Annotated in this window: 19 protein-coding genes; 11 read left to right on the top strand and 8 right to left on the bottom strand. The window is 66.6% G+C overall.

All coding sequences use genetic code 11. The features are described 5' to 3' along the window. Positions 1-283: 283 nt before the first annotated feature. On the bottom strand, positions 284-1,276 hold the full coding sequence (locus ACCQ13_RS12350; RefSeq protein WP_159407269.1) for a LysR substrate-binding domain-containing protein: 993 nt from the start codon (positions 1,274-1,276) through the stop codon (positions 284-286). 170 nt (positions 1,277-1,446) lie between these two features. On the opposite strand from ACCQ13_RS12350, the gene ACCQ13_RS12345 reads away from it, so the two are divergent. Then, entirely contained in the window at positions 1,447-2,334 is an 888-nt protein-coding gene (locus ACCQ13_RS12345; RefSeq protein WP_159407268.1) for a DMT family transporter, read from the top strand. Positions 2,335-2,379: 45 nt separating this feature from the next. On the opposite strand, the gene ACCQ13_RS12340 is transcribed toward ACCQ13_RS12345, so the two are convergent. The 3 genes from ACCQ13_RS12340 to trxA all read right to left on the bottom strand — a co-directional run bounded on the left by ACCQ13_RS12340 (position 2,380) and on the right by trxA (position 5,161). Next, complete coding sequence (locus ACCQ13_RS12340) at positions 2,380-3,285, bottom strand: peptidylprolyl isomerase (protein WP_104603915.1); 906 nt, start codon at positions 3,283-3,285, stop codon at positions 2,380-2,382. A gap of 181 nt (positions 3,286-3,466) precedes the next feature. Further along, entirely contained in the window at positions 3,467-3,916 is a 450-nt protein-coding gene (locus ACCQ13_RS12335) for a DUF4442 domain-containing protein (protein ID WP_159407267.1), read from the bottom strand. Between the two features lie 384 nt (positions 3,917-4,300). Further along, complete coding sequence (trxA, locus tag ACCQ13_RS12330) at positions 4,301-5,161, bottom strand: thioredoxin (RefSeq protein WP_104603914.1); 861 nt, start codon at positions 5,159-5,161, stop codon at positions 4,301-4,303. A gap of 159 nt (positions 5,162-5,320) precedes the next feature. Between trxA and ACCQ13_RS12325 the strand changes: the two genes are divergently transcribed. The 7 genes from ACCQ13_RS12325 (at position 5,321) to ACCQ13_RS12295 (ending at position 13,287) form a co-directional block, all read left to right on the top strand. Beyond that, the gene (locus tag ACCQ13_RS12325; protein WP_104603913.1) at positions 5,321-5,938 is read left to right on the top strand and encodes a DUF998 domain-containing protein; all 618 of its coding nucleotides are present in this window, start codon (positions 5,321-5,323) and stop codon (positions 5,936-5,938) included. 67 nt (positions 5,939-6,005) lie between these two features. Then, on the top strand, positions 6,006-8,648 hold the full coding sequence (gene leuS / locus ACCQ13_RS12320) for a leucine--tRNA ligase (RefSeq protein ID WP_159407266.1): 2,643 nt from the start codon (positions 6,006-6,008) through the stop codon (positions 8,646-8,648). A 300-nt stretch (positions 8,649-8,948) separates the two neighbouring features. Next, positions 8,949-9,590: an LPS-assembly lipoprotein LptE gene (locus tag ACCQ13_RS12315; protein WP_104603911.1), complete on the top strand. Its 642-nt coding sequence runs from the start codon at positions 8,949-8,951 to the stop codon at positions 9,588-9,590. A gap of 165 nt (positions 9,591-9,755) precedes the next feature. Beyond that, a complete protein-coding gene (gene holA / locus ACCQ13_RS12310) occupies positions 9,756-10,784 on the top strand; it encodes a DNA polymerase III subunit delta (protein WP_159407265.1) in 1,029 nt (342 codons plus the stop codon). After that, positions 10,781-11,650 (top strand): nicotinate-nucleotide adenylyltransferase, encoded by an 870-nt coding sequence (gene nadD / locus ACCQ13_RS12305; protein ID WP_159407264.1) that lies wholly within the window; start codon positions 10,781-10,783, stop codon positions 11,648-11,650. Before holA ends, nadD begins: the two co-directional genes overlap by 4 nt. A gap of 57 nt (positions 11,651-11,707) precedes the next feature. Continuing rightward, positions 11,708-12,118: a ribosome silencing factor gene (gene rsfS, locus ACCQ13_RS12300; protein ID WP_104603908.1), complete on the top strand. Its 411-nt coding sequence runs from the start codon at positions 11,708-11,710 to the stop codon at positions 12,116-12,118. Between the two features lie 65 nt (positions 12,119-12,183). Beyond that, on the top strand, positions 12,184-13,287 hold the full coding sequence (locus ACCQ13_RS12295) for a J domain-containing protein (protein ID WP_223214322.1): 1,104 nt from the start codon (positions 12,184-12,186) through the stop codon (positions 13,285-13,287). A gap of 191 nt (positions 13,288-13,478) precedes the next feature. Here ACCQ13_RS12295 and ACCQ13_RS12290 read toward each other — a convergent pair whose 3' ends face one another. Further along, positions 13,479-15,014 (bottom strand): alkaline phosphatase PhoX, encoded by a 1,536-nt coding sequence (locus tag ACCQ13_RS12290; protein ID WP_159407263.1) that lies wholly within the window; start codon positions 15,012-15,014, stop codon positions 13,479-13,481. Between the two features lie 120 nt (positions 15,015-15,134). Between ACCQ13_RS12290 and rlmH the strand changes: the two genes are divergently transcribed. Beyond that, positions 15,135-15,605: a 23S rRNA (pseudouridine(1915)-N(3))-methyltransferase RlmH gene (gene rlmH / locus ACCQ13_RS12285; RefSeq protein WP_104603905.1), complete on the top strand. Its 471-nt coding sequence runs from the start codon at positions 15,135-15,137 to the stop codon at positions 15,603-15,605. A 68-nt stretch (positions 15,606-15,673) separates the two neighbouring features. Here the strand turns inward: rlmH and ACCQ13_RS12280 are convergent, their stop codons facing one another. The 3 genes from ACCQ13_RS12280 to ACCQ13_RS12270 form a co-directional block, all read right to left on the bottom strand. After that, a complete protein-coding gene (locus tag ACCQ13_RS12280) occupies positions 15,674-16,345 on the bottom strand; it encodes an energy transducer TonB (RefSeq protein WP_159407262.1) in 672 nt (223 codons plus the stop codon). Between the two features lie 232 nt (positions 16,346-16,577). Beyond that, complete coding sequence (locus tag ACCQ13_RS12275) at positions 16,578-19,679, bottom strand: TonB-dependent receptor (RefSeq protein WP_159407261.1); 3,102 nt, start codon at positions 19,677-19,679, stop codon at positions 16,578-16,580. Positions 19,680-19,980: 301 nt separating this feature from the next. Further along, positions 19,981-20,715, bottom strand: a complete 735-nt coding sequence (locus tag ACCQ13_RS12270; RefSeq protein WP_104603902.1) for an SIMPL domain-containing protein — start codon at positions 20,713-20,715, stop codon at positions 19,981-19,983. Positions 20,716-20,844: 129 nt separating this feature from the next. On the opposite strand from ACCQ13_RS12270, the gene ACCQ13_RS12265 reads away from it, so the two are divergent. Together ACCQ13_RS12265 and rng are read left to right on the top strand one after the other, a co-directional pair. Then, complete coding sequence (locus ACCQ13_RS12265) at positions 20,845-21,417, top strand: Maf-like protein (protein WP_104603901.1); 573 nt, start codon at positions 20,845-20,847, stop codon at positions 21,415-21,417. Next, positions 21,417-22,916 (top strand): ribonuclease G, encoded by a 1,500-nt coding sequence (gene rng / locus ACCQ13_RS12260; protein ID WP_159407260.1) that lies wholly within the window; start codon positions 21,417-21,419, stop codon positions 22,914-22,916. The genes ACCQ13_RS12265 and rng overlap by 1 nt, the downstream gene beginning before the upstream one ends. Positions 22,917-22,930 lie beyond the last annotated feature (14 nt).

Genomic DNA, 22,930 nt, shown 5'->3' with positions numbered 1-22,930 from the left:
TGACGTTTGCAAGCCCCCCCCCTCCTTACGGGGCGGGAAGGCACCGCTTGCGCGCCACTGGCGCGCGTGCCGTGGAGCGCCCGCGCCGCAAGCGCGGGCCGGGGCACGGAGCAGGGGGTGAGGGGGCGGGGCGAAGCCACACCTGTACCCAGACTCCACCAGACTTCGCTCTCCCCCTCATCCGCCCCTTCGATGCACCTTCTCCTCCATGGAGGAGAACAATGTCCCGCAGAGAGATGGCACATCGAGATTTTTCACGCACTGCCAGGATTTTAGTGCGACTTCAATTCGCTGCCGATGCCTGACGCGAGTTCCGACGCCCCCGCAGCTTCTGCACACTTTCGCTCGGCGGCAATGCCAACAGCTCGGCGGGCAGCGCCGGCATCGGCGTGCGTTCATCCAAGGCTTCGCGCTTGAGCCAGTCGATGAACACCGCAGCGGCGGGGCTGGGCTCGCGGTGGCTGGGGTGCACGATGTAATAGGCGTAGCGCGCCTTGAGCGTGGGCCCGGGCAGGCGCACCAGCTCGTAGCGCTGCAGGTAGGGCTGGGCGATGTGCTTGCGTGCCAGCACCGCGCCCAGGCCGTAGACGGCCGCGCGCATGGCGTCGGTGCTGTCGTTGAAGGTGTGCATCGGCGGCAGCGTGGTGCCGCGCACCTGCGCGGCGCGGAACCAGTCGCGCCAGCCTTGCGGTGACATGTCGCTCAATAGCGGCAACTGCGCGATCTGCGCCGGGGTGCGCAGCGCAGCCACTTCCGGCAGCGATGGCGATGCCACGGGGAACAGCTCGTCGTCCATCAGATGCTGCGAGGTCAATCCGGGCCAGGCACCCTGTCCATAGCGAATGCCCAGCTCGGGGCCGCCTTCTTCGAAGCGCGAGAACGCCGGGTCCGATTGCAGGTCCAGGCGGATATGCGGATGCGCGCGGCAGAAGCGCGGCAACCGCGGCAGCAACCAGCAGTACGACAGCGAGCGCAGCGTGGTGACGCGCAGCGGAATGGCGTCTTCGCGCGGATGCAGGTTGCCGGCCACCGCCGCGATCTCGGACAATGCGGCGGAGGCGGCATCGGCCAGCTGGCGCCCCTCGGCAGTGAGCTTGACCCCGCGCGCCAGCCGCTGGAACAAGGTGACGCCCAGTAGCGCTTCGAGCTTGCGTACATGGTGGCTGACCGCACTGGCGGTCAGGTGCAGTTCTTCGGCCGCGTGCGCGAAGTTCTGGTGGCGGGCGGCTGCGGCGAACACGCCCAGCGCGGGCAACAGGGTGGGGCGCAGGTTCATCGAGACATGAGTCAGATTTGTGGCTGGCTGCGATACTACGCGCTTGTGGGGTCTGCGGTCGCAGCCGATGCTGCACCCTCCCATCGCGACGATCGTGCCATGCCTGTGTACCTGCCGGATGTTGTCCTTTGCCTTTGCAGCACATCGCGGCACGCCACGGGAGCGCGGCGATGAGCGCGCAGCCGTCGATGCAGCCGGCAGTTGCAGCGCGCGAGTGGCGCACTCCGCTCGAGCTGGGCTTCCTGGGCATCGTTTGGGGCTGCTCGTTCCTGTTCATGCGCGTGGCCGCACCCACGTTCGGCACGGTGGTGCTGGTGGAAATTCGCCTGGCGCTGGGCGCGCTGGTGCTGCTGCCGTTCCTGTGGCTGGCGCGCGATCGCTTCCCGCTGCATCGCTGGCCAATGCTGGCGGCCATTGGCGTGTTGAATTCCGCGTTGCCGTTTCTGCTGTTCGCCTGGGGCGCGCAGCATGCACCCGCCGCCGTCGGTGCGATCTGCAATGCGATGACGGTATTATTCACCGCGTTGATCGCGTTCCTGTTCTTTGGCGAAAAGATCGGCACGCGCCGCGCGCTGGCCTTGCTGGTCGGATTCATCGGCGTGCTGGTGCTGGCGACCGGCAAATCGGCCGGATTGAGCGTGGGCCCGGCCGCACTGGCCGGCGCCACTGCCTCGCTGCTGTACGGCATCGGCTACAACCTGGTGAAGCGCCAGATGGGCGACCTGCCACCGGCGGCATCGGCGGCCTCCACGTTGGGCTGCGGTGCGTTGCTGCTGGCGCCACTGGCCTGGTGGCAGTGGCCGACAACGCCGGTGCCGGCCGTGGCCTGGGCCTGCGCGACCGCGCTGGGCGTGGTCTGCACCGGGTTGGCATTCCTGATGTACTACCGTTTGATCCAGCGCATCGGCCCGGCGCGTGCATCCACCGTGACCTACCTCGTGCCGGTGTTCGGCGCACTGCTGGCGTGGTCACTGCTGGGCGAACCGCTGACCTGGACCATGCTGCTGGCTGCAGTGCTGATCCTGGGCAGCGTCGCCTTCAGCCAGCGCGCCCGCTGAGCAGGCGTGGCCCGCTCTTGCGATTCCCGATTCCCGATTCCCGATTCACCCAGCAGGCGGCGCCCGCACCGGCAGCGGCACATTGCACAGGTCGATATGCCCGGCCGGGCGCTTGTAGAAATCGTCCTTGCGATTACGGCGCGCTTCGGCCACCTCGCGGAAGGTCGGGCTGTCGGTGCGCAACAGCTGCAGCGGCGTGCGTTCGGGCGCCGGCACGTCGCTGACCAGGCGGATCGCGCGGATCGGCGAGCGTTGCGCCGCATCAGCATAGAAGCCCATCGGGTCTGGCCCGCGCGGAATCACGCTGAGCAGCTCCATGCCCTTGACCACGCGGCCGACCACGGTGATGTTGCGATCCAGCTGGCGCGGCGACTGCCCGGTGACCACATACAGTTCGGCGCCAATGCTGCTGTCTTCATCGTTGTTGCGGCCTGCGCCCAGCGTGCCGTAGCAATGCGCCAGCCAGGTCTTGCCGCTGGCGGCATCGCGCCCGACCGGGAAGCCGTCGACGAAGCCTACTTGCGGCGCCCAGCCATCGCTGTCGGGCAGGCGCTGAAACGCCAGGCCCTGCGAGGCGCGTTCGAATTCGGCCGGCAGATGCGTCCTGGCTGACCCGAGCGACTTGGCCTTGCCCGGCGTCTCGCCATCCGGGTCGCCGAACTGCACCACGAAGTTGTCCTGCGAGCGGTAGATGCTCAGCCCGTCCCAGAAGCGCTCATGCGCCAGCGTGCGGATATTGGCGACATGTTCGGGCGCAAACTGCGGCGCCAGCTCGATGACGACCCGCCCTTTATCCAGCTCCAGGTACAGGGTGCGCTCGGGATCGAGCACGCGCCATGCGCTGGCCGGTGAACTGTCCAGTATCTGTTGCGGGCTGCGATAGGCCGCGTTGGCGGCAGCGGGCAGGACCAGGGCGAGCAGGCAGGCAGAAGCAACGGTGCGCAGCAGCATGAAGGCAGCCAGTCGGGAAGATGCCCGATTCTTGACCAATGCGCGCCAGGACGCAAAGCGCGGGTTCGCTGCGCGGCGCCATCGGCGGCGTGCGCATCGTGGATGTGGGTGGAAGTCTGTCTGCCTGCAGTGGTTGGCGTTCGGCGTGGGTTGGCGCTGCACTCGCGTGCTGGTCTGTTGGTCAGTGCGCCGGCTTGCGTTTGACGTAGAGCTGCTTGCGCACGCGTGCCACCACCTCGCCATCGCGGTTGTGGATCTCGTTTTCAAACCAGTGCAGATGCTTCTCGCCGTTGGCGGTGGCCTCGCGCAGTTCCTCAAACACGCTAGTGTCGATGACGAAATCCGCGCTGACCGTGCCGCGCCCGGGTTTGACGAAGTCGATGCTGCCGGCCTTGTCCCACACGTAGTAGTCGCGGCCCAGGTTCTGCATCACCAGCAGCATCCAGAACGGGTCGGTCATGGCGAACAGGCTGCCGCCGAAATGGGTGCCAACGTAGTTGCGGTTCCATGGTCGTTGCCGCAATTCCACCCGCGCGAAGCGATAGTCGGCCGACAGCACAATGACATGGATGCCGGCGAACAAATATGGCGGCCACAGGTTGATACCGAGCTTGAACAGTGAAGCGCGCATGCGGGCCTGATGCGATGGCGGAGGCAGTGCATAGCGTAACATTCGCATGCGTATGGATATGAGCCGCAGCGACTGTAGGAGCGGACCCGGCCGCGACGGCGCGTTACCGGGAATGCCTCATCGCAACCGGGCGCCGTCGCGTCGCGGCCAGGTCCGCTCCTACGTGTGCTTCGGGTTGGCGGTGTTGGGGCCGGTGCTGCCGCTTGTTGCAGTGCTGCCAGGTGGGTACGGCCTGACGCCAGTCCTGCCGCCCGCCTTGGTAGGAGCGGACCCGGCCGCGACGGCGTGTTACCGGGGAAGCCCTCTTCGGCGACCGACGGTAATGCCTCGTCGCGGCCAGGTCCGCTCCTACGGGTCCATGTGGCGCCGCAGCGCCATTGGCTGTCAGAACACCAGCGCCGACATCTTGCGGCGGTAGCGGCCCACCAGGTCTTCGTCTTCGATCACACGGAACGCATCGATCAGGCTGCGGCGCGGCAGGTTGTCGTCGAAGGCGCGGTCCTGGCGCAGCATTTCCAGGAACTGCTCCAGCGCCGCTTCGTCGTTGCCGTCGAGCAGATGGCGCACGCCCAGCAGATGACGTGCGCGCAGGTCGGCCTCGTTGGCGTCCACGCTGGCCTGCAGTGCGCCCGCGTCCGGGGCGTCCTTGAGCACATTGGCAAAACCCAGACGCGCCTTGGCGCGCACCGCGCGGTCGTCGGTGGCCAGGTTGGCGGGCAGGGCGTCGATCAGTTGCTCGGCCTCGGCGGTGTCGCCGGTCTTGAGCAGCGCCAATGCCAGATCCAGCTTGAGCTCGTCCTTGTCCGGCTCGGCGGCGATCGCCTCGCGCAGCGCGGCGGCCTGGGCTTGCGGGTCCAGCGGTGCCTCGGGCGGCAGTGCTTCGACGACCTGCGGCTCGGCCGGCAACACGCCGTGCTGGGTCAGGAATTCGCGGATCTGGCCCTCGGGCATCGCGCCCGGGAAGCCGTCCACCAGCTCGCCGCCCTTGACCAGGAATACCGTTGGCACCGAGCGGATCTGGAACGCGGCCGCGATCTGCTGTTCCTTGTCCACATCGACCTTGGCCAGTTCGAAGGCGCCGTGGTAGTCGGCCGCCAGCTTCTCCAGGATCGGCGTCAGGGTCTTGCAGGGCCCGCACCAGGTGGCCCAGAAGTCCACCAGCACCGGTGTCGTCAACGATTTCTGCAGGACCTCGGTCTCGAAGGTGTCGGTGGTGACATCGAATACATGCGGTTTGTCGGACATGGGTTTCCTGAAGTGAGAACGGCAACAATGGACCGTAATGGTGGCAAACCCGGCCGACACAAGGCCGGCGTGACACGTGCCAGGGGTTCACGCCACGCCCGCCCGGCCCGACAATGCCGCGTTCTGGTGGCGCACGGTGCCACGATGCGGAGCAGCACAATGGCAAGTACCGACGGCGCGCAGCGCTACCTGGGCCTGGTCGCGGCGAGCGTGTTCGTGCTGGCGGTGGCCGGTTTCGGCGCCACGCTGCCGGGCTACCTGCAAGCCAGCCACCCGGTGGCCTTGCTGGGCGCAGCCGGGGTGCCGCATGCGCTGGGCTTCAATCTGCTGGCCTTCGTGCTGGTGGGCGCGCTGGGCATGCTGACGGGGGTCAGTCTGCTGGCGCGGATGCCGCTCAAGGCCAGTTGGAGTCTGCGGGTGGGCGGGCAATTGATCGTGCTGGCCGGGCTGGCCTTTGTCGGCATGGGCCTGTTGCCGCTGGATCCTGCCGACCTGGATGGCCGCGCCAGCCAGGCGCATGCCACTGCCTGGCTGCTGTGGGCAGTGGCCTTCGTGCCGGCCATGCTGCTGATCGCCGCCGCGCTGCTCAACGCCCCCGGCACCCGTGGTCTGGCCTGGCTCAGCCTGGCCGCCGGCCTGCTGGTGGCGGTGCTGGCATTCGGCCCACCCGGCCTGCTGCGGCAGGCCATCGCTCAGCGCCTGGCGTTTCTGGCGTGGGTGGGCTGGCTGGCGGTGGCGTGCTGGATCTGGCCGGCGAAGGCGCCCGCACGGCGGTAATGGTTTGGAGCACCTGCTGCACTGCGGTACCCTGTACCGCTTTGCACCGCCCGAGCATCCGCTCCCAATGTCCACCGTCGAACCGAACGCCTACGACCCGCAGCAGGTCGAATCCTCCGCCCAGCAGTTCTGGGACGCCACCCGCGCCTTCCAGGTCGATGAAACGTCGGACAAGCCGAAGTTCTATTGCCTGTCGATGCTGCCGTACCCGTCCGGTGCGTTGCACATGGGGCATGTGCGCAACTACACCATCTCCGATGTGGTCAGCCGCTACAAGCGCATGACCGGCCACAACGTGATGCAGCCGATGGGCTGGGATGCGTTCGGATTGCCGGCCGAAAACGCCGCGATCAAGAACAAGACCGCGCCAGCCAAGTGGACCTACGCCAACATCGCGCATATGCGCGGGCAGCTGAAATCGCTGGGCTACGCTATCGATTGGTCGCGCGAGTTCGCCACCTGCACTCCCGAGTATTACGTGCACGAGCAGCGCATGTTCACCCGCTTGATGCGCAAGGGTCTGGCCTATCGCCGCAACGCGGTGGTGAACTGGGACCCGGTCGACCAGACCGTGTTGGCCAACGAGCAGGTGATCGACGGCCGCGGCTGGCGCTCCGGCGCGCTGGTGGAAAAACGCGAGATTCCGCAGTGGTTCCTGCGCATCACCGATTACGCGCAGGAACTGCTGGACGGCCTGGACCAGCTCGACGGCTGGCCGGAGTCGGTCAAGACCATGCAACGCAACTGGATCGGCCGCTCGGAAGGCCTGGAAATCCAGTTCGACGTGCGCGACACCAACGGCGCTGCACTGGACCCGCTGCGCGTGTTCACCACCCGTCCGGACACGCTGATGGGCGTGACCTTCGTGTCGATTGCTGCCGAGCACCCGCTGGCGCTGCATGCGGCCAGATCCAATCCGGAACTGGCGCGCCTGCTGGAAGAACTCAAGCACGGCGGCGTGTCCGAAGCCGAGCTGGAAACCCAGGAAAAACGCGGCATGGCCACCGGCCTGACCGCAGTGCACCCGATCAGCGGCGAGCAGGTGCCGGTGTGGGTGGCCAACTTCGTGCTGATGGGCTACGGCACTGGCGCGGTGATGGCTGTGCCCGGCCACGACCAGCGCGATTTCGAGTTCGCCAACAAGTACAACTTGCCGATCGTGCAGGTGGTCAAGCTGCGCGAGCCGCGCAACGAAGACGAACAGAGCTGGGACGCCACCCAGTGGCGCGACTGGTACACCGACAAGAGCCGCGCGCTGGAACTGATCAATTCGGCCGAGTTCGACGGGCTGGATTTCGGCGGCGCCTTCGAGGCACTGGCCGAGCGCTTCGAGCGCAAGGGCCAGGGCCAGCGCCGGGTCAATTACCGCCTGCGCGACTGGGGCGTGAGCCGCCAGCGGTACTGGGGCTGCCCGATTCCGGTGATCTACTGCGCCAAATGCGGTGCGGTGCCGGTGCCGGAAGACCAGTTGCCGGTGGTGTTGCCGGAGAACGTGGAATTTGCCGGCACCGGTTCACCGATCAAGACCGACCCGACCTGGCGCCAGACCACCTGCCCGGACTGCGGCGGCCCGGCCGAGCGCGAGACCGACACCTTCGATACCTTCATGGAATCGAGCTGGTACGTGGCGCGCTACACCAGCCCGAACGCACGCGATATGGTCGACCGCCGCGCCAATTACTGGATGCCGGCCGACCTGTACGTGGGCGGCATCGAGCACGCGATCCTGCACCTGATGTACTTCCGCTTCTATCACAAGCTCATGCGCGACGCGCGGCTGGTGGACAGCGACGAGCCGGTGACCAACCTGCTCACCCAGGGCATGGTCATCGCCGACACCTTCTACCGCGATGCCGACAACGGCGGCAAGGATTGGATCAACCCGGCCGACGTGGAGATTCAGCGCGACGAGCGCGGCCGCGTCACCGGTGCGGTGCTGATCGCCGACGGCCAGCCGGTGCACATCGGCGGCACCGAGAAGATGTCCAAGTCCAAGAACAACGGCGTGGACCCGCAGTCGATGGTGGCCAAGTACGGCGCCGATACGGTGCGCCTGTTCTCGATGTTCGCCGCACCGCCCGAGCAATCGCTGGAGTGGAACGAGGCCGGCGTGGACGGCATGGCGCGCTTCATGCGCCGGCTGTGGGTGCAGGTGCACAAGCATGTGGGCGAGGGCAGCGCAGCGGCGCTGAATGCCGTCAGCCTGAGCGCCGAACAGAAGGCCGTGCGCCGCAAGACCCACGAAACCATCGGCAAGGTCAGCGACGACTACGGCCGCCGCCACAGCTTCAATACCGCCATTGCCGCAGTGATGGAGCTGTCCAACGCGCTGGCCAGGTTCGACGACGCCAGCGACCAGGGCAGGGCGGTCCGCCAGGAAGCGCTGGAAGCGATGGTGCTGTTGCTCAACCCGATCACCCCGCATGCCAGCCATGCGCTGTGGCAGGTGCTGGGCCGTGGCGAGACCTTGCTGGAAGACGTGCCGTTCCCGCAGGCCGATGCCAGCGCCCTGGTGCGCGATGCGCTGACCCTGGCGGTGCAGATCAACGGCAAGCTGCGCGGCACCATCGAGGTGGCGGCGGACGCGGCGCGCGAGCAGGTCGAAGCATTGGCGCAGGCCGAACCCAATGCTGCGAAATTCCTCGACGGGCTGACGGTCCGCAAGATCATCATCGTGCCTGGCAAGATCGTGAATATCGTGGCGGGCTGATCGTTACTGCTCGCTCGGGTTGCCATTGCCGCTCCCGGTAGTTTCCCGGAGCGGCGTGCCGGGCGAGCCGGTGCAAGGTGGCTGCGGCGGTTTTGGCAATGTGTTGCACTGGCGCGTGGTGCTGCGCAGGCAGGGATGCCGCAGTGGTATTCGGCAATGCGCTGCACCGGCGCGTGGCGACGCGTTTTTCATGTTGGGCGCCGCAGTTGTAGTGCGGCACCTTATCAAGCCCCGTTCACGCCGGCTGCGTCAGGCTAGCCGCCTGTTGCCGCCGCCGGGGCGCTCCTCCAGACTGTGCCCATGATCCGATTTCCTACTGCGTTCGCTGCGTCGCTCGTGCTGGTCTCCAGCCTCACCGCCTGCGGCTTCCATCTGCGTAACTCGCTTGCGCTGCCCCCCGATACGCCGGCGGTGAAGGTGCAGTCCAGCACCCAGTACAGCGAGCTGGCCAAACTGCTGCGCCGTGGCCTCAAGGCCGCTGGTGCCACCGTGGCCGATGAAGATGCCAAGACCGGCTTTGCGCAGTTGCAGGTGTTGTCCGAGCGCTGGGGCGACCTGCCGATCGCCATCGACAGCCAGGGCCGTGCGCAGGAGTTCAGCCTGCGCTACGCCGCCATCTTTACGCTCACCACCGCCAATGGCGCGGTGCTGGTGCCGCAGCAGGTGATCGAGCTGTCGCGCGATTACGTGTCGCCACCGGTGGACGCCACCGGTACCGCCACCGAGCGCGAGATCCTTGCCGACGAATTGCGCAAGGACATGTCGGCCTCGATCCTGCGTCGCATCGACAGCGTGGTCCGCGCACGCGTACAGCGTGGCGAGGGCCTGGAAAGCACGCCGAGCGCACCGCTGCCGCCAGCCACCACGCCACCGCTGCAGCCATCCACACCCGAGTCCAGCGTGCCGGCATCGCTGCCGCCAGCACCTACGTCCAACAACTGAGGCCGTGGGCATCGAGACGACCTCGCCAGCGTCGGACCAGCGCGGCCTCGGCCTGAGGCTGCTGCGCGAAGTGCCCCGACAGCGCCGCTGGCATCGGGTGTGCGCGCGCGCGTTGGCGTGTCGCCTCTGGCCGACCACCACCGACCCGAACGTGCGCCGTTAGACATGGAACTGCGCCCCGAGCAACTGGCCGGCCAGTCCAACCAGCCCCTGCAGCCGGTTTACCTGATCGCCGGCCCGGAGACCTTGCGGGTGCTGGAAGCGGCCGACGCCGTGCGCGCTCGCGCGCGCGCAGAAGGCATCGGCGAGCGTGAGGTCTTCGATGCCGATGGCCGCGACTTCGACTGGCACCAGCTCGACGCCAGCTTCAACGCGCCCAGCCTGTTCAGCCCGCGCCGGCTGGTGGAGGTGCGCCTGCCCAGCGGCAAGCCGGGCAAGGACGGTGCCGAGGTCATCACCCGCTTCTGCGCCAACCCACCACCGGACGTGGTGCTGCTGATTACCGCCAACGACTGGAGCAAGGCGCACCAGGGCAAGTGGGCCGATGCGGTGGGCCGTTTGGGCACCATTGCGGTGGCCTGGGCGATCAAGCCGCATGAACTGTCCGATTGGATCGAACGCCGTCTGCGCAGCCAGGGCCTGCGCGCCGACGCGGCCGCGGTGCAGCGGCTGAGCGAGCGGGTGGAAGGCAACCTGCTGGCCGCCGCGCAGGAGATCGACAAGCTCGCCCTGCTGGCCGACGGCAAGACGCTGGACCTGGAAGCGATGGAATCGTTGGTGGCCGACGCCGCCCGCTACGACGTGTTCCGGCTGGCCGAGACGGTGTTTTCCGGCCACCCGGCGGCGGTGATCCGCATGCTGGCCGGCCTGCGCGCCGAGGGCGAAGCGGTGGCCGCGCTGATGCCGATCCTGATCAAGGAACTGCTGCGCACCGCCGCGCTGGCCAAGGTGCAGGCCAGCGGCGGCAACCTGGCTGCCGAAATGAAATCGCAAGGCATCTGGGAATCCCGCCAGGCCCCGTTCAAGCGCGCACTGCAGCGCCACCCCGAACCGCAGCGCTGGGAGCGCTTCGTCGCCGAAGCCGGGCTGGTCGACCGCATGGCCAAGGGCCGCGCGGACGGCGACGCCTGGGTCGGCCTGGAACGCCTGCTGGTGGCGGTGGCCGAAGCGCGCGCGGTGAGATTGCTGGCGTGAGGGTGGGGGGAGCCGGGACCCGGGACCCGGGACCGGGGGCCCGGGAAGGGCAAGGTGAAGGGCAGCGGGTCCATTCCGACCAGCGTGCGCAGCCCAGCCTTGTAACCAGCTCTTCCGGATCGCAGGAACAGCAACACTCCCATCCCGACCACGGTGCGGACCCCGGCTCTTCCGATTCCCGACTCCCAATTCCCGATTCCCAGCTCCATCTTTACTACGGCGGCACCTTCGACCCGATCCACCTGGGCCATCTCGCCATCGCCTGCGCGGCGCGCGGGGCGCTGGGCGTGGTGGTGCATGTGGTGCCGGCCGCCGACCCGCCGCATCGTTCCGCCCCCGGTGCCACCGCCCCGCAGCGCGCGCAGATGCTTACGCTTGCGCTTGCCGGCCAGCCCGGTCTGGTGCTCGATACCCGCGAGTTGCAGCGCGCCTGTGCCAGCGGTGCGCCGTCCTACACGGTGGAGACGCTGCGCGAGCTGCGCGCAACGCTTGGCCCGCAGACCCCGATTGCCTGGTTGCTCGGCGCCGATGCGTTTGTCGAGCTGAGCCAATGGCATGAATGGGAAGCGCTGTTCGGGCTGGCCCATTTCGTGATCGCCGCGCGCCCGGGGACGGCGCTGGATCTGGCCGATTCCCCTGCGCTTGCCGCAGCGGTACAGGGCCGTTGGGCGACCAGCGTGGACGAACTGTCCGCTTCACCGGCCGGCCGGCTGTGGCGCCTGCAGGCGTCGTTGCGCGGCGAATCGGCCAGCGCGGTGCGTGCACGCATTGCCAGTGGCGGCGACTGGCGGGCGCTGGTGCCCGCCGCAGTGGCGGACTTCATCGCGCAGCAAGGGCTATACGGTTGCGCCTGCCCGGCTAGCTGAACACGTCGCGGCCCGGACGGGCCTATAATTCACGCTAATTCCATCGAGTTGCCCGCTTTGACCAGCCAAGCCCAAGTCATCAAGACCTCCATTCCGAATCCGCCGCCGTCCGTGCCGGCCCTGTTGGCCACCGTGCGCGAGGCCGTGGAAGAGCTGAAAGCCAAGGACGTGGTCGAGATCGATGTGCGTGGCAAGTCCAGCGTCTGCGATTACATGGTGATCGCCTCCGGCACCTCGACCCGCCACGTCAAGTCGATCGCCGACGAAGTGGTCAAGTTCGCCAAGCGGCTGGACGTGATGCCGTTGGGCGTGGAAGGCGAGCGCGAAGCCGAATGGGTGCTGGTGGACCTGGGCGATGTGGTGGTGCATGTGATGCTGCCGCGCGTGCGCGAGTTCTATGCGCTGGAGCGCCTGTGGACGGTGGGCGACCAGCGTCCGGACGAAGCGTCTTCCGCCGATTTCGAGTAAGTGATCCACTGAGTCATTGATCCTCCATGCCCAAAACTACCGCTGCCTCTCCTTCCAACGCACCCGTGTCCACGGCATTGCAGCAACTGAGCCGGCAACCCGGCGATGCCGGTGGCCAGGAAATGTCGCCCGCACGCAAGCGCTTCGACCGGCTGCTGCGCGATCTGCAGCGCCATCGCACCGACTTGCATGACTGGCGCGAGGCGGTCGAGCAGTGGCGCGCACGCTATCAAGCCGAAGTGCTGCCGCTGTTCGAGCAACAACGCGTGCTGGAGATCGAGCAGATCCATCTGCTCGATCGCATCGATGCCACGGTCAAGCTGAGCAGGATCGATCGGGACTTCGTGTCCGATGAAATCTGCGATCTGGCCGGTCCGCTGATCGAGATCGGTCATGTCGAGCTCAAGCCCATCTACGAACGGCACAACGAGGTCGGCTACGACGATGAGCTCGATGAATCGGATGAGCTGATGAAACAGGTCATCGGCCAGTTGTATGGGCTGGATCCGGAGGAGCTGGCCTCGGTCGATTCGCCCGATGAACTCTTCGAACGGGTCAATGCGCGCCTGGACCAGGCGCAGGCAGAGGCCGACGCTGCTGGCGAGCACGCCAGGCAACCAGGTGCCGGCGAGCGGCGGCGTCGCCCGGAGAAGAAAACCGCCAAGGCCAAGGCCCAGGCCGAGCCGCCTCCGCTGCGCGAGTTGTATCGCAAGCTGGCCAGCAACCTGCATCCGGATCGCGCCAGTGACGCGGACGATCGCGCTACGCGCACCGAGCTGATGCAGCGGCTCAATGCCGCTTACAAGGGCAACGACCTGCTTGGCCTGCTCGAACTGCAGGCGGAGATCGGCCTGCTCGATGCACAGGGCGTGGACGCGATCAACCCGACGCGGTTGAAGGAGTACAACCGCGAGCTGGATCGCCAGTGCAAGGAACTCAAGTACCAGCTGGCCCAGCATGCAATGGATTTCTGCTACGCCTACGATCTGGATCTGCCAGCACAACCCAAGCCCGAGGGGCTGGACAGACTGATGACCAAGTTCAAGCGTCAGGTCGCCAACGAAGTGCTTTACCGGCAAGCGCTGCTGCGCGAGATACGCGAGTTGACAGACACAAAGGCGATCAAGCGCTGGCTCAAGCTGCAGCGCGACAGCGTTGGGTTCTACTGACTGCTGCGGCAACCAGGTGACCTACCCGCAGTGGGTAGGCGCTGGCCTGGAACAAGCCATGCTGTGCGACTTGTGACAGCAATGCAGACGCCCGTTGCCTGAGCGTCTCGGCGTGGGCAAGCGTTGCCGGCGGATCGCCCGCAGGGGCGGCTGCCTGAAGGGTGCCCGCCCTCCAGACAGCGGCCACTGCCTTACAACGGCCCGCGCTCCCATGGCCCGGTGATGGCCAGGGTGATGCCCGGGGTCTGGATGTTGACGAACAGGGTGCGCGCCAACGGGTCCCAGCAGGCGCCGCAGAACTCGGTATCGCGGTAGTCGCCCTCGGCGATCGTCTTGCCGGCGTTGGCGATCTGCTGCGAGGTGAGCTGCACGTTGTTCTTGGCCAGATAGAACGACTCGCCCTGGCGGGTCAGGCCCAGCAGGCGCGCGCCGGGGCCGTATTCGTCCGGGCTCTCGCCGCCGTCCTCGCACAGCACCACGCCGCCGCGCGCGCTCACCGTCACGTTGTCCGGGTTGTGCGCCGCCAGCTGGTTGCCGCTGACGAACAGCGCGCTCAGGCGCTGGGTGAACAGGTCCAGCACCCACACCGCGCCATTGCCGTAGCCGCGCCGGCCCTGCGCATCCACGCCGGTGCTGGTGTCGACAATGAACAGCTTGCCGTAGCTGTACCAGATGCCTTCGCCGCGGCTCATGCGCAGCGCGCCATCGGCCCAGGCCTGCGCAAACGGGCCGCTCAAGGTGTCGTTGGCGCCGATATCGGCAAAGCCTGCCGGCGCGGCGATGCTGTCCAGATCGGGCTCGCTGATATCCACCCATTCCAGCTGGAACTGCTGGCCGATGCTGGCCACGGTCAGATCGGCATTGCGGCGCCCGCGCACGCGTGCGGCCTGCAGCCGGCCACCGTTTTCCAGCGACCCGTTACGTCCGTGGCGATCATTGGGAATGAAACGGTACAGCCCGGCCTTGTTGCGGTCGTCTTCGGTGAGATAGACGATGCCGGTGCGCGGGTCGATCGCCACCGCCTCGTGGCTGAAACGGCCCAGGCCCACCAGCGGCCGGCCGGTGGTGCGGTGGCTGTCCGGGTCCACTTCGAACACGTAGCCGTGCTTGCGGCCGGTGCTGGACACCGCATTGGTCTTGATCTCTTCGCAGCTCAGCCAGGTGCCCCACGGGGTGGGGCCGCCGGCGCAGTTGACCAGGGTGCCGCCCAGGCTGGGCTCCAGGCTGCCCCAGCCACGGCGGCCGTAACTCAGCGTGGTGGTGCCGCCGCCGGCGGACTGGGTGCCGCTGACGATGCCGGTGTCGTACATCGCCGGTGCGCGGAACGGGCTGCCGGCGCCGCGTTCGTGGTTGCGGATCAACACGTATTCCAGGCCGCGCAACGGGTCGCTGCCGGGGCGCCAGTCGGGCCGGCGCAGGCCGACCACGGCCATGCCGTCGTGACGGTCGGGACAGGGCTGGCCATCGTCCATGCGATCGCCACTCCAGCCGAACGAGCGGTAGCTGAAACCGCGCGGCAGCTGTAGCAGCGGTAGCCCGGTGCTCTGGTCGGCCACCGGTGCCAGCGGGCCGTAGCGGCTGGGAACCGGCGCGAGCCGCACCGACGGGGACGTGGCGGCCTGGGCCTGGTGCGATTGCAAGGCGCCCAAGCTGCCAAGGGCACCGGCGGCCATCACGGCGGCGCTGCCCTTGAGAACCTGGCGGCGGGCGGGATCGAAAATCGGCATCGAACGACTCCTGCGGGCTGGGTGGTCGGGCGACACTAATTGCCGGCTGTAACCACGCCATGACACGCGCCGACAAATCGTCGCGGGATGCCCGGGCTGTGACGCGGATATCATGTGGCGATGAAATGCCGATTGATCGCCACTGGCGAACGTGCCCCGTCGTGGGTGGCGCAGGGGTTTGCCGAATATCAGAAACGTCTCTCGCACTGGATGCCGCTGGAGCTGGTCGAGATCGAACCCGGCCTGCGCGGCAAGGGCCGCGACGCGCAACGTGCCATCGACGACGAAGGCCGCCGCGTGCTGGCGGCGTTGCCGAAGAACGCCTATGTGGTGGCGCTGGACGTGCCGGGCCGTCCGCTCAGTTCAGAGCAGCTGGCCCAGCGCATGGAGCATTGGCGCGGCCAGGGGCGCGACCTGGCATTCCTGATCGGCGGCCCGGAAGGTCACGCCGCCGATGTACTGAGAAGCGCCAGCGAACGCTGGTCGATCGGCCCGTTGACCCTGCCGCATATGCTGGTGCGCCTGATCGTGGCCGAGCAGTTGTATCGTGCGGCGGCCATGTTGGCCAATCATCCTTACCATCGCGCCTGATCTTGCACAGCCAACTGCGGCGGTCGTGTTAGCCGCCGCGGTTGACTGCCCTTCCATCGCCGGTGTCGTCAGTTGAGTGAAAAGCTCACCGGCACCAGGCCATAGGCCTGCACCGCCTGGCCGCTGCGCATTGCCGGCTGGAAGCGCCAGTTGCGCAACACCTGGCTGCGTGCCGTCAGGTCGAGGACGCGATGGCCGCTGCTGGTCTGCACGCTGACCTCGGCAGCACGCCCATCGGTGCCGACCAGTACGCGCAGCAGCACCGTGCCTTGCTGCCCGGCACGCAACGCCGCGACCGGATAACCCGGTGCCGGCGAACTCAGGTATTGCAACTGGCCTGCCTCGACCGGCCCGCTGGCGGGCGTCGCTGTGACCGGCGCCGTTTCGGCCACCGGGTTGGCCGCCGCAGGGATGGCCAGTGGTGTGCTGTCCACCACCGGCGCCTGGTTGAGCGTGGGGGTCTGCACCTGCACAGGCACCGGCTTTGGCGGCACCTGCGTCTGCGGAGTGAACTTCACTTCGATCGGAAACACCGGCGGCGGTGGCGGGGTGGCGATCGTGATCGGCATGACCAAGCGCGGTTCCGGCGCCGGTTGCGGGATCGCCCGATACGACAGCGGAATCAACAACAAACTGCCGGCCAGCAGATGCAAGGCCACCGCGGTGCTCATCGCCAGGACGCGCGAAGCATCGATGCCTGTGGGACGGGAGGAAACCTGCGATTGCGTGCGAACCATCATCCACCTCCAGAACGGAACTGCGGAAAGGACCAGCGCGTCCCGGACGCACTACACCATCCGGTCGCGTAGGTTTACCGCAGCCGGGGCGGCCGTACAAGGGATCCCCGGTGGTGCCCCTGGTTTTTTGTTCGTCCGCGCGCAGCTGCGGTGGTCGCGCTGGCGAGGTTTGCAGCGGTCCAGAAAAGCCCGGCCCTTTGCAGGGCCGGGGAAACGACGCTGACGGGAGAGGGCGTCAGTAGTCGTAGGACACCGAGAACATGGCATAGCGCGGTTGGGTGAAGAACGCGCCCATGCCGTAGGTATTGGACAGCGTGAACGGGTTGTCTTCCCAGGTGGCATCGACCTGCAGCGGCTTGCGTTCGTTGAAGACGTTGAAGGCTTGCAAGGTCATGGCAAGCTTGTTGTCGGCGAAGGCGGGGCGGTAGGTCAGCGCGAGGTCGACGATCTTGGTCCACGGCAGCCGTCCGGCATCGCCTGGGCGCGACGGCTGGCCGTTGCAGGTGTGGTACGAGGAGCCATAGCCCACCGGGTCGCCAGCATCGGAATCTTCGCTGATGCCGTTGATGCTGACGTAGCCCAGGCAGGACTTCGGCGTGCCGGACAGCACGCGGATATTGCCTGCGACCAGCCATTCGGGCGCGATCTGGTAGGAGCCGTAGAGCTTGATCTGGTGGCGCCGGTCGTTGGCCAGATAGCCGCCGGAATACCACATCAATGCGGCCGCATCCCAGTCCTGCGTCTTGGACACATCGGTCTGGCCGATGTCGGACTTGATCTGGCCCTCGGTATTGCCGAAATTGCGCGACCAGGTGTAATCGATGCGGCCTTCCCACTTGCCGTCGAACGGATGCTGCAGGAACAGGTCGACCGCCAGATAGGTGCGTTTGGCCTGCTTGTCAAAGCCCCAGTCCGAGGGCGACATCGTCACCGCCGTGCGGCCGGGGCCATTGAGGTTGGCCAGGCTGAAGGAGTTGGTTTCGCCGGGATTGAAGATGACACAGCCCGGCACGTTCACGCTGGCCGGATCGATGCCCGAGGCGGTGAGCTTGGTGCGCATCCGGTCCGAATCGCAGACGTCGTCGATGGTGGCTCCCAGCGTGCGGTAGGTGGCCTTGGCGCCGGTGACCCAGTTAGTGCCCAAGGTCTTGTCGAAGCCGAGCATGAACTCATCCTGGTACATCGACTTGAGGTCGGTAGCAGCGATGCCGGCCGCATCCGGTGCCTGGCCACATTCCAGACCGGCGGAAACGGTGTTGCCGGCGCAGGTGAAACCTGCCGATGGATCGACTGCAACCGGCGTCAGCCCGGTCGGATTACCCTGCGCGTCGATGCCGGTATAGGTGAAGTATTCGTTGGTGAACGTCGAGGGCGATGCACCGCGGATCGCCACGCTGTTGGGCAGCGCCAGATAGTAGCGACCGGCGTTGCCGTACACCTTCAACGAGGAATCGCCGAACACATCCCAGCTCATGCCCAGGCGCGGTGCCCATTGATCGCCGCTGCGCACGTAGGGCACGCCCACGTCGTTGAAGTTGGTGAACTTGTCGTTGCGAATGCCCAAGGTCAGCAGCAGCGTGTCGGTGAGCTGCCACTTGTCTTCGAGGAAGTAGGCTTTTTGTTCGACCGACATGCTGGTTGCCGTGTTGAAGACGGTCCGGTTGACGAAGTAGCCATTGCCGCCGGCCGGGCCGACGCCGAGCGCAGCCCTGATCGGCGATGCGGGGCGAGAGGAGAAGCCATACGTCCAGGTGAAGCCGGGCCCGGTCGTGATGACGCCCTCGTTGCGTGCGTTGAAATACATGTTGTCCACACCGGCGGTCAGGGTGTGGTTGCCCAGCACGTACTCCAGATCGATGCGCAGGCCGCGCGTGGCGTTTTCTCCGTCACGCGCCTGGCTGGAGGTCTGGTTGTTGCGAATTTCCTGGCCGCCGTTGATCGCGGGGTCCTGCTGGCTGGTGCCGGACATGAATGCCGCAGTGCTGGGATTGTTGCGGAAGTCGGTCTGCTGGCTCTTGCCGTAGGTGGCACTGAGGGTCAGATCGCTGGTGATGTAGCTGGTGTATTTGCCGATGTAGTAACGATCGTTGACCTTCACCGTGTCGGCGAAGGCGCCTTCGGCATTGCTGGGAACACCCGGATAGCCGGTGAAGTCGGAGTAGGCGCCCCGGTCGCGAGAGCCGTTCTTGATGCCGGTCAGTTCGAGGAGATTGCTGTCGTTGATGTTCCAGTCGATCTTGGTGTAGATCTTGGGCCTGTCGGTCCGGAAGTTGTTGCGGCCGATGACCGCGTCATCCCGGCTCGCGGTCGATACGCCCTGGGTGCGCTCCTGCTCTGCGGCAACGAACACGAACAGGCGGTCCTCGATCAGCGGGCCGCCCGCATAGGCGCTGTAGACGGTGTTCCATGAGCGATCGTCGTCGCGGCTGCGATACAGCGTGCCCGGCAGGCTGCTGTTGCTGTATCTGTAACCGGCTGGGGGCGCAGTGTCGGGGTAGAAGACATTCTTGTTGTCGCTGGCGAGCGACTTTGGACGCCACAACGTCTGCGCGCCAAAGTGCCATTCGTTGGTCCCGCGTTTGCCGACCTGGCTGAGCACGCCGCCCGCAGAACGACCAAAGCGCGCGCTGTAGCCGCCGGTATAGGTTTCCTGCTGATCGATGGCGCCGAAGGGCAGGCTCACGCCGCCGATGTTGGAGAGCGGGTTGGAGCTGAGGTAGCCGTTGAGGTAGTAGGCGTTCTCGGTGACACCGGCGCCACCGAAGGAAATGGCATTGCCGAAATAGCCGCTGCCTTGCACGGCACCGGGCGATAACAGCGCAATGGCCTCGCCGGTACGCGCCAGCGGCAAGCGCTGCAATTGTTCGGCAGTAATCACCGTGCGCGAGGCGGTCGCCGAGACATCCACCGGCGAGATGTTCTTGCCGGTCACCGTGATGGTGCCCAGGGTCGTGGCATCGCCGGACCCATCGCCGCTGCCGAAGGACACATCGGTGCCGGCACCGACGCGCAGAGCGATGTTCTGGCGCGTCTGTGCAGCTTGGCCTTCGCGCTGCAGGGTGACGGTATAGGTGCCTACCGGGAGGTTGCCGATCGCATAACGGCCATTGGCGTCGATGGTGGCCGATCGGGTGAAGCCGGTGTCGCTCTGCGCGGTCACGGTGGCCCCGCTGTTGCCGGGGGCGCTTCCGTAGATGCTGGCGGTTGTGCTCTGTGCGGCTGCGGGGCCGGTGGTCAGCACCCCCACGGCTCCGCTGAGTGCAAGTGCCAGCACACTGATGCGGCACAGGCGCGTGTGCTGGCGGGAATGGCGTGGCGAGGCGTTGCAGGCATTCATCGTCTCTCTCCAGATGTGCGCCATCACGAATGTGACGAAGCGCTGACAACCGATGCTAGAGAGAGGTCGAGCTCGCTTAAAGAATGATTTCTCTAAATTTCATGTTTTTTTAAGCACAAATGCCTGTCAGCGCCTATTCACTATCGCAGTATGCCGTGGGGCACTTGCAGATAACCTGCTTTTTTGGAGCCAAGCGGGTGATGCCGCAGCGCCTTTCCGATCTCCAGGCATCGCGCGGTATCGGCCATCTGCCCGCCGGGCGGCAGATGGCCAACGCCGTCGCGGGGAATCGGATGCGCTATCAGCGCCCCAGCTCGAAGGTCACATCCAGGTTGATCGACAGGGTGCTTTCGCCTGGGGCGACCGGTGTATCCATCTCGGCCTTGGCCGAACGCATCGAGGCGGCCATCATCATCGGGCGCACACCGCCGCCACTGCGTCCTTCGGAAATGCTGACGATGCGGCGTACCTTCAGGCCCAGCGACTTGGCGTAGGTGTCGGCGCGGGTCTGGGCCTTTTTCAGTGCGGCCACGCGGGCTTCGTCGTAGACCGGTTCGGGTTGGTCGATCGAGAAGCTGGGGCCGTTGATATCGTTGGCACCGTTGGCGACCAGGGCGTCGAGCACCTTGCCCAGCCTGGCGATGTCGCGCACCTTCAGGCTGACGGTGTTGCTGGCCTGGTAGCCGTTGATCTTGGGCGCCTCGTTGTCCTTGTAGGTGTACTGCGGGCTCAGGTTGATGCCGCTGGTCTGCACGTCCTTGTCGGCGATGCCGGCCGCCTTGACGGCGCTCATGACCTTGCTCATCTGCTCGGCGTTCTGGCGCATGGCGGCGTTGCCGTCGGTAGCTTGGGTGACCACGCCAGCCGACAACGTGGCAATGTCCGGTACACGCTTGGCCTCGGCTTCGGCCGACACGTTGAGCAGGGTGCCGTCAGTGGGAAGGGCGTAGCTCGGCGCGGGTTGGGCGTGGGCGGTCATGGCGGTTCCGGCAGCGAGGGACAGGGCCAGCAGCAGCGGCTTGAGGGTGGTACGCATGGGATCTCCTTGTCTGTCCTGCGAGCGTGTTGGGATGTGGATGAACATGTTGTGAGCCGCGTGTGGCGTGGCGGCGACACGCCTGCGTCAAGCAAGCGGGTGAGTGCGGGCAACAGGTATGCTGGGCGGATGCTCTATCTCGCCTCCCGTTCGCCCCGCCGACAAGAACTGCTGCAGCGCCTGGATGTGCCGTTCCAGACCCTGGAACTGGACGTGCCCGAGCGGCGCGCGCCGGGCGAATCGCCCGACCACTATGTGCAGCGCGTGGCGCTGGACAAGGCGCATACCGGCCTGGCGCAGGTGCAGGCCGGCGACCCCGATGCGATCGTGCTCGGCTCCGATACCGAAGTGGTGCTGGGCGAGCGGGTGTTCGGCAAGCCAGCCGATGTGGACGATGCGATCGCCATGCTGCGCGTGTTGTCCGGGCGCACCCACCAGGTACTCACGGCGGTGGTCCTAGTCTGCGCACAGCGCGCGCCGGCGCAGGCGTTGGTGGTGTCCGAGGTGACCTTTGCGACGCTGGACGATGCCCAGATCGCCGCCTACGCCGCCTGCGGCGAGCCCATGGGCAAGGCCGGCGCGTATGCGATCCAGGGGCGCGCGGAGCGTTTCATCACCCATCTGTCCGGTAGCTATTCCGGCGTGATGGGGTTGCCGTTGTTGCATACCTCGCAGTTGCTCACAGCCTTCGGAGCGCATTGATGTCGGAAGAGATTTTGGTCAACGTCACCCCGCGCGAGACCCGTGTGGCGGTGATCGAGAACGGCATGCTGCAGGAACTGCATATCGAGCGCGGCTGGCGCCGGGGCGTGGTGGGCAATATCTACAAGGGCAAGGTGCAACGGGTGATGCCGGGCATGCAGGCAGCCTTCGTCGAAGTGGGGTTGGAGCGCGCCGCGTTCCTGCACGCCAACGACGTGGTGCGCCCGGTGCCGGCACCGGCCAGTGTGGTCGATACCGAAGAAACCCCGCTGCCGCCGCCGCCGGCCACCTCGGTTCCCATCGTGGAGTTGTTGCGCGATGGCCAGGACATCGTGGTGCAGGTGGTCAAGGACCCGATCGGCACCAAGGGCGCGCGCCTGACCACCCAGATCAGCATCCCCTCGCGCTATCTGGTGCTGCTGCCGCAGTCCAAGATCGTCGGGGTGTCGGCGCGGATCGAGGACGAGGCCGAGCGGCTGCGCCTGAAGACCATCGTCAGCGAGGTCTCTGCCCAGCACGGCGGCTTCGGCTACATCATCCGTACCAATGCCGAAGGCCAGCCGGCAGAAGCCTTGGCCGAAGACATCGCCTATTTGTCGCGGGTCTGGGCCGTGGTCGAGCGGCGCGGCCGTGAAGCGCCGCCGTGCAGCATCATCTACGAAGACCTGAGCCTGCCGTTGCGGGCGGTGCGCGACCTGATCCGTCGCGACGTGGAGAAGGTCAAGGTCGATTCCAACGAAACCTTCGGGCAGCTGCAGGCCTTCGTGGCCAAGTACATGCCGGTACTGGCCGAGCGGCTGGAGCTGTACACCGGCGACCGGCCGATCTTCGACCTGTACGGCGTGGAAGACGAGATCGGCCGGGCGTTGAACAAGCAGGTACCGCTCAAGTCCGGTGGCTACCTGGTGATCGACCAGACCGAGGCGATGACCACCATCGACGTCAACACTGGCTCGTTCGTGGGGCAACGCAATCTGGAAGAGACCGTGTTCCGCACCAACCTGGAAGCGGCGCAGGCGGTGGCGCGGCAACTGCGGCTGCGCAACCTGGGCGGCATCATCATCATCGATTTCATCGACATGGACGATGCCGAGCACCGCCGGCAGGTGCTGCGCACATTGGAAAAGGCGCTGGCGCGCGACCATGCCAAGACCACCGTGTACGAGTTCTCGCCGCTGGGCCTGGTGGAGATGACCCGCAAGCGCACCGTCGAAAGCCTGGAGCGGCAGCTGTCGGAAACCTGCGGGCACTGCGGCGGGCGCGGCACCATCAAGACCGCCGAGACGGTGACCTACGAGATCTTCCGCGAGATCACCCGCGCGGTGCGCCAGTTCGATGCCGCCCGGCTGCTGGTGATCGCCTCGTCCAAGGTGGTGGCGCGCATCACCGACGAGGAGTCGGCCGCGGTGGCCGAGCTGGAAGAGTTCCTCGGCAAGAGCATTCGTTTCCAGTCCGACGACCAGTATCTGCAGGAACAGTTCGATGTGGTGCTGCTGTGAGGCCGGGAATCGGG

The organism is Xanthomonas sp. NCPPB 1638 (assembly GCF_041475635.2).
GTDB lineage: Bacteria > Pseudomonadota > Gammaproteobacteria > Xanthomonadales > Xanthomonadaceae > Xanthomonas > Xanthomonas cucurbitae.
The sequence above is the reverse complement of the archived record's forward strand: the minus strand, read 5'-3'. Positions and strand labels throughout refer to the sequence as shown.

Excerpts from the sequence above, each read along its gene's own strand:
- trxA (WP_104603914.1), bottom strand. The coding sequence starts at position 5,161 with ATGTCCGACAAACCGCATGTATTCGATGTCACCACCGACACCTTCGAG.
- ACCQ13_RS12270 (WP_104603902.1), bottom strand. The coding sequence starts at position 20,715 with ATGCGTACCACCCTCAAGCCGCTGCTGCTGGCCCTGTCCCTCGCTGCC.
- rlmH (WP_104603905.1), top strand. The coding sequence starts at position 15,135 with ATGAAATGCCGATTGATCGCCACTGGCGAACGTGCCCCGTCGTGGGTG.
- ACCQ13_RS12350 (WP_159407269.1), bottom strand. The coding sequence starts at position 1,276 with ATGAACCTGCGCCCCACCCTGTTGCCCGCGCTGGGCGTGTTCGCCGCA.
- holA (WP_159407265.1), top strand. The coding sequence starts at position 9,756 with ATGGAACTGCGCCCCGAGCAACTGGCCGGCCAGTCCAACCAGCCCCTG.
- ACCQ13_RS12315 (WP_104603911.1), top strand. The coding sequence starts at position 8,949 with ATGATCCGATTTCCTACTGCGTTCGCTGCGTCGCTCGTGCTGGTCTCC.
- leuS (WP_159407266.1), top strand. The coding sequence starts at position 6,006 with ATGTCCACCGTCGAACCGAACGCCTACGACCCGCAGCAGGTCGAATCC.
- ACCQ13_RS12280 (WP_159407262.1), bottom strand. The coding sequence starts at position 16,345 with ATGATGGTTCGCACGCAATCGCAGGTTTCCTCCCGTCCCACAGGCATC.
- rng (WP_159407260.1), top strand. The coding sequence starts at position 21,417 with ATGTCGGAAGAGATTTTGGTCAACGTCACCCCGCGCGAGACCCGTGTG.
- ACCQ13_RS12345 (WP_159407268.1), top strand. The coding sequence starts at position 1,447 with ATGAGCGCGCAGCCGTCGATGCAGCCGGCAGTTGCAGCGCGCGAGTGG.
- ACCQ13_RS12325 (WP_104603913.1), top strand. The coding sequence starts at position 5,321 with ATGGCAAGTACCGACGGCGCGCAGCGCTACCTGGGCCTGGTCGCGGCG.
- ACCQ13_RS12265 (WP_104603901.1), top strand. The coding sequence starts at position 20,845 with ATGCTCTATCTCGCCTCCCGTTCGCCCCGCCGACAAGAACTGCTGCAG.
- ACCQ13_RS12340 (WP_104603915.1), bottom strand. The coding sequence starts at position 3,285 with ATGCTGCTGCGCACCGTTGCTTCTGCCTGCCTGCTCGCCCTGGTCCTG.
- ACCQ13_RS12335 (WP_159407267.1), bottom strand. The coding sequence starts at position 3,916 with ATGCGCGCTTCACTGTTCAAGCTCGGTATCAACCTGTGGCCGCCATAT.
- ACCQ13_RS12290 (WP_159407263.1), bottom strand. The coding sequence starts at position 15,014 with ATGCCGATTTTCGATCCCGCCCGCCGCCAGGTTCTCAAGGGCAGCGCC.
- ACCQ13_RS12275 (WP_159407261.1), bottom strand. The coding sequence starts at position 19,679 with ATGAATGCCTGCAACGCCTCGCCACGCCATTCCCGCCAGCACACGCGC.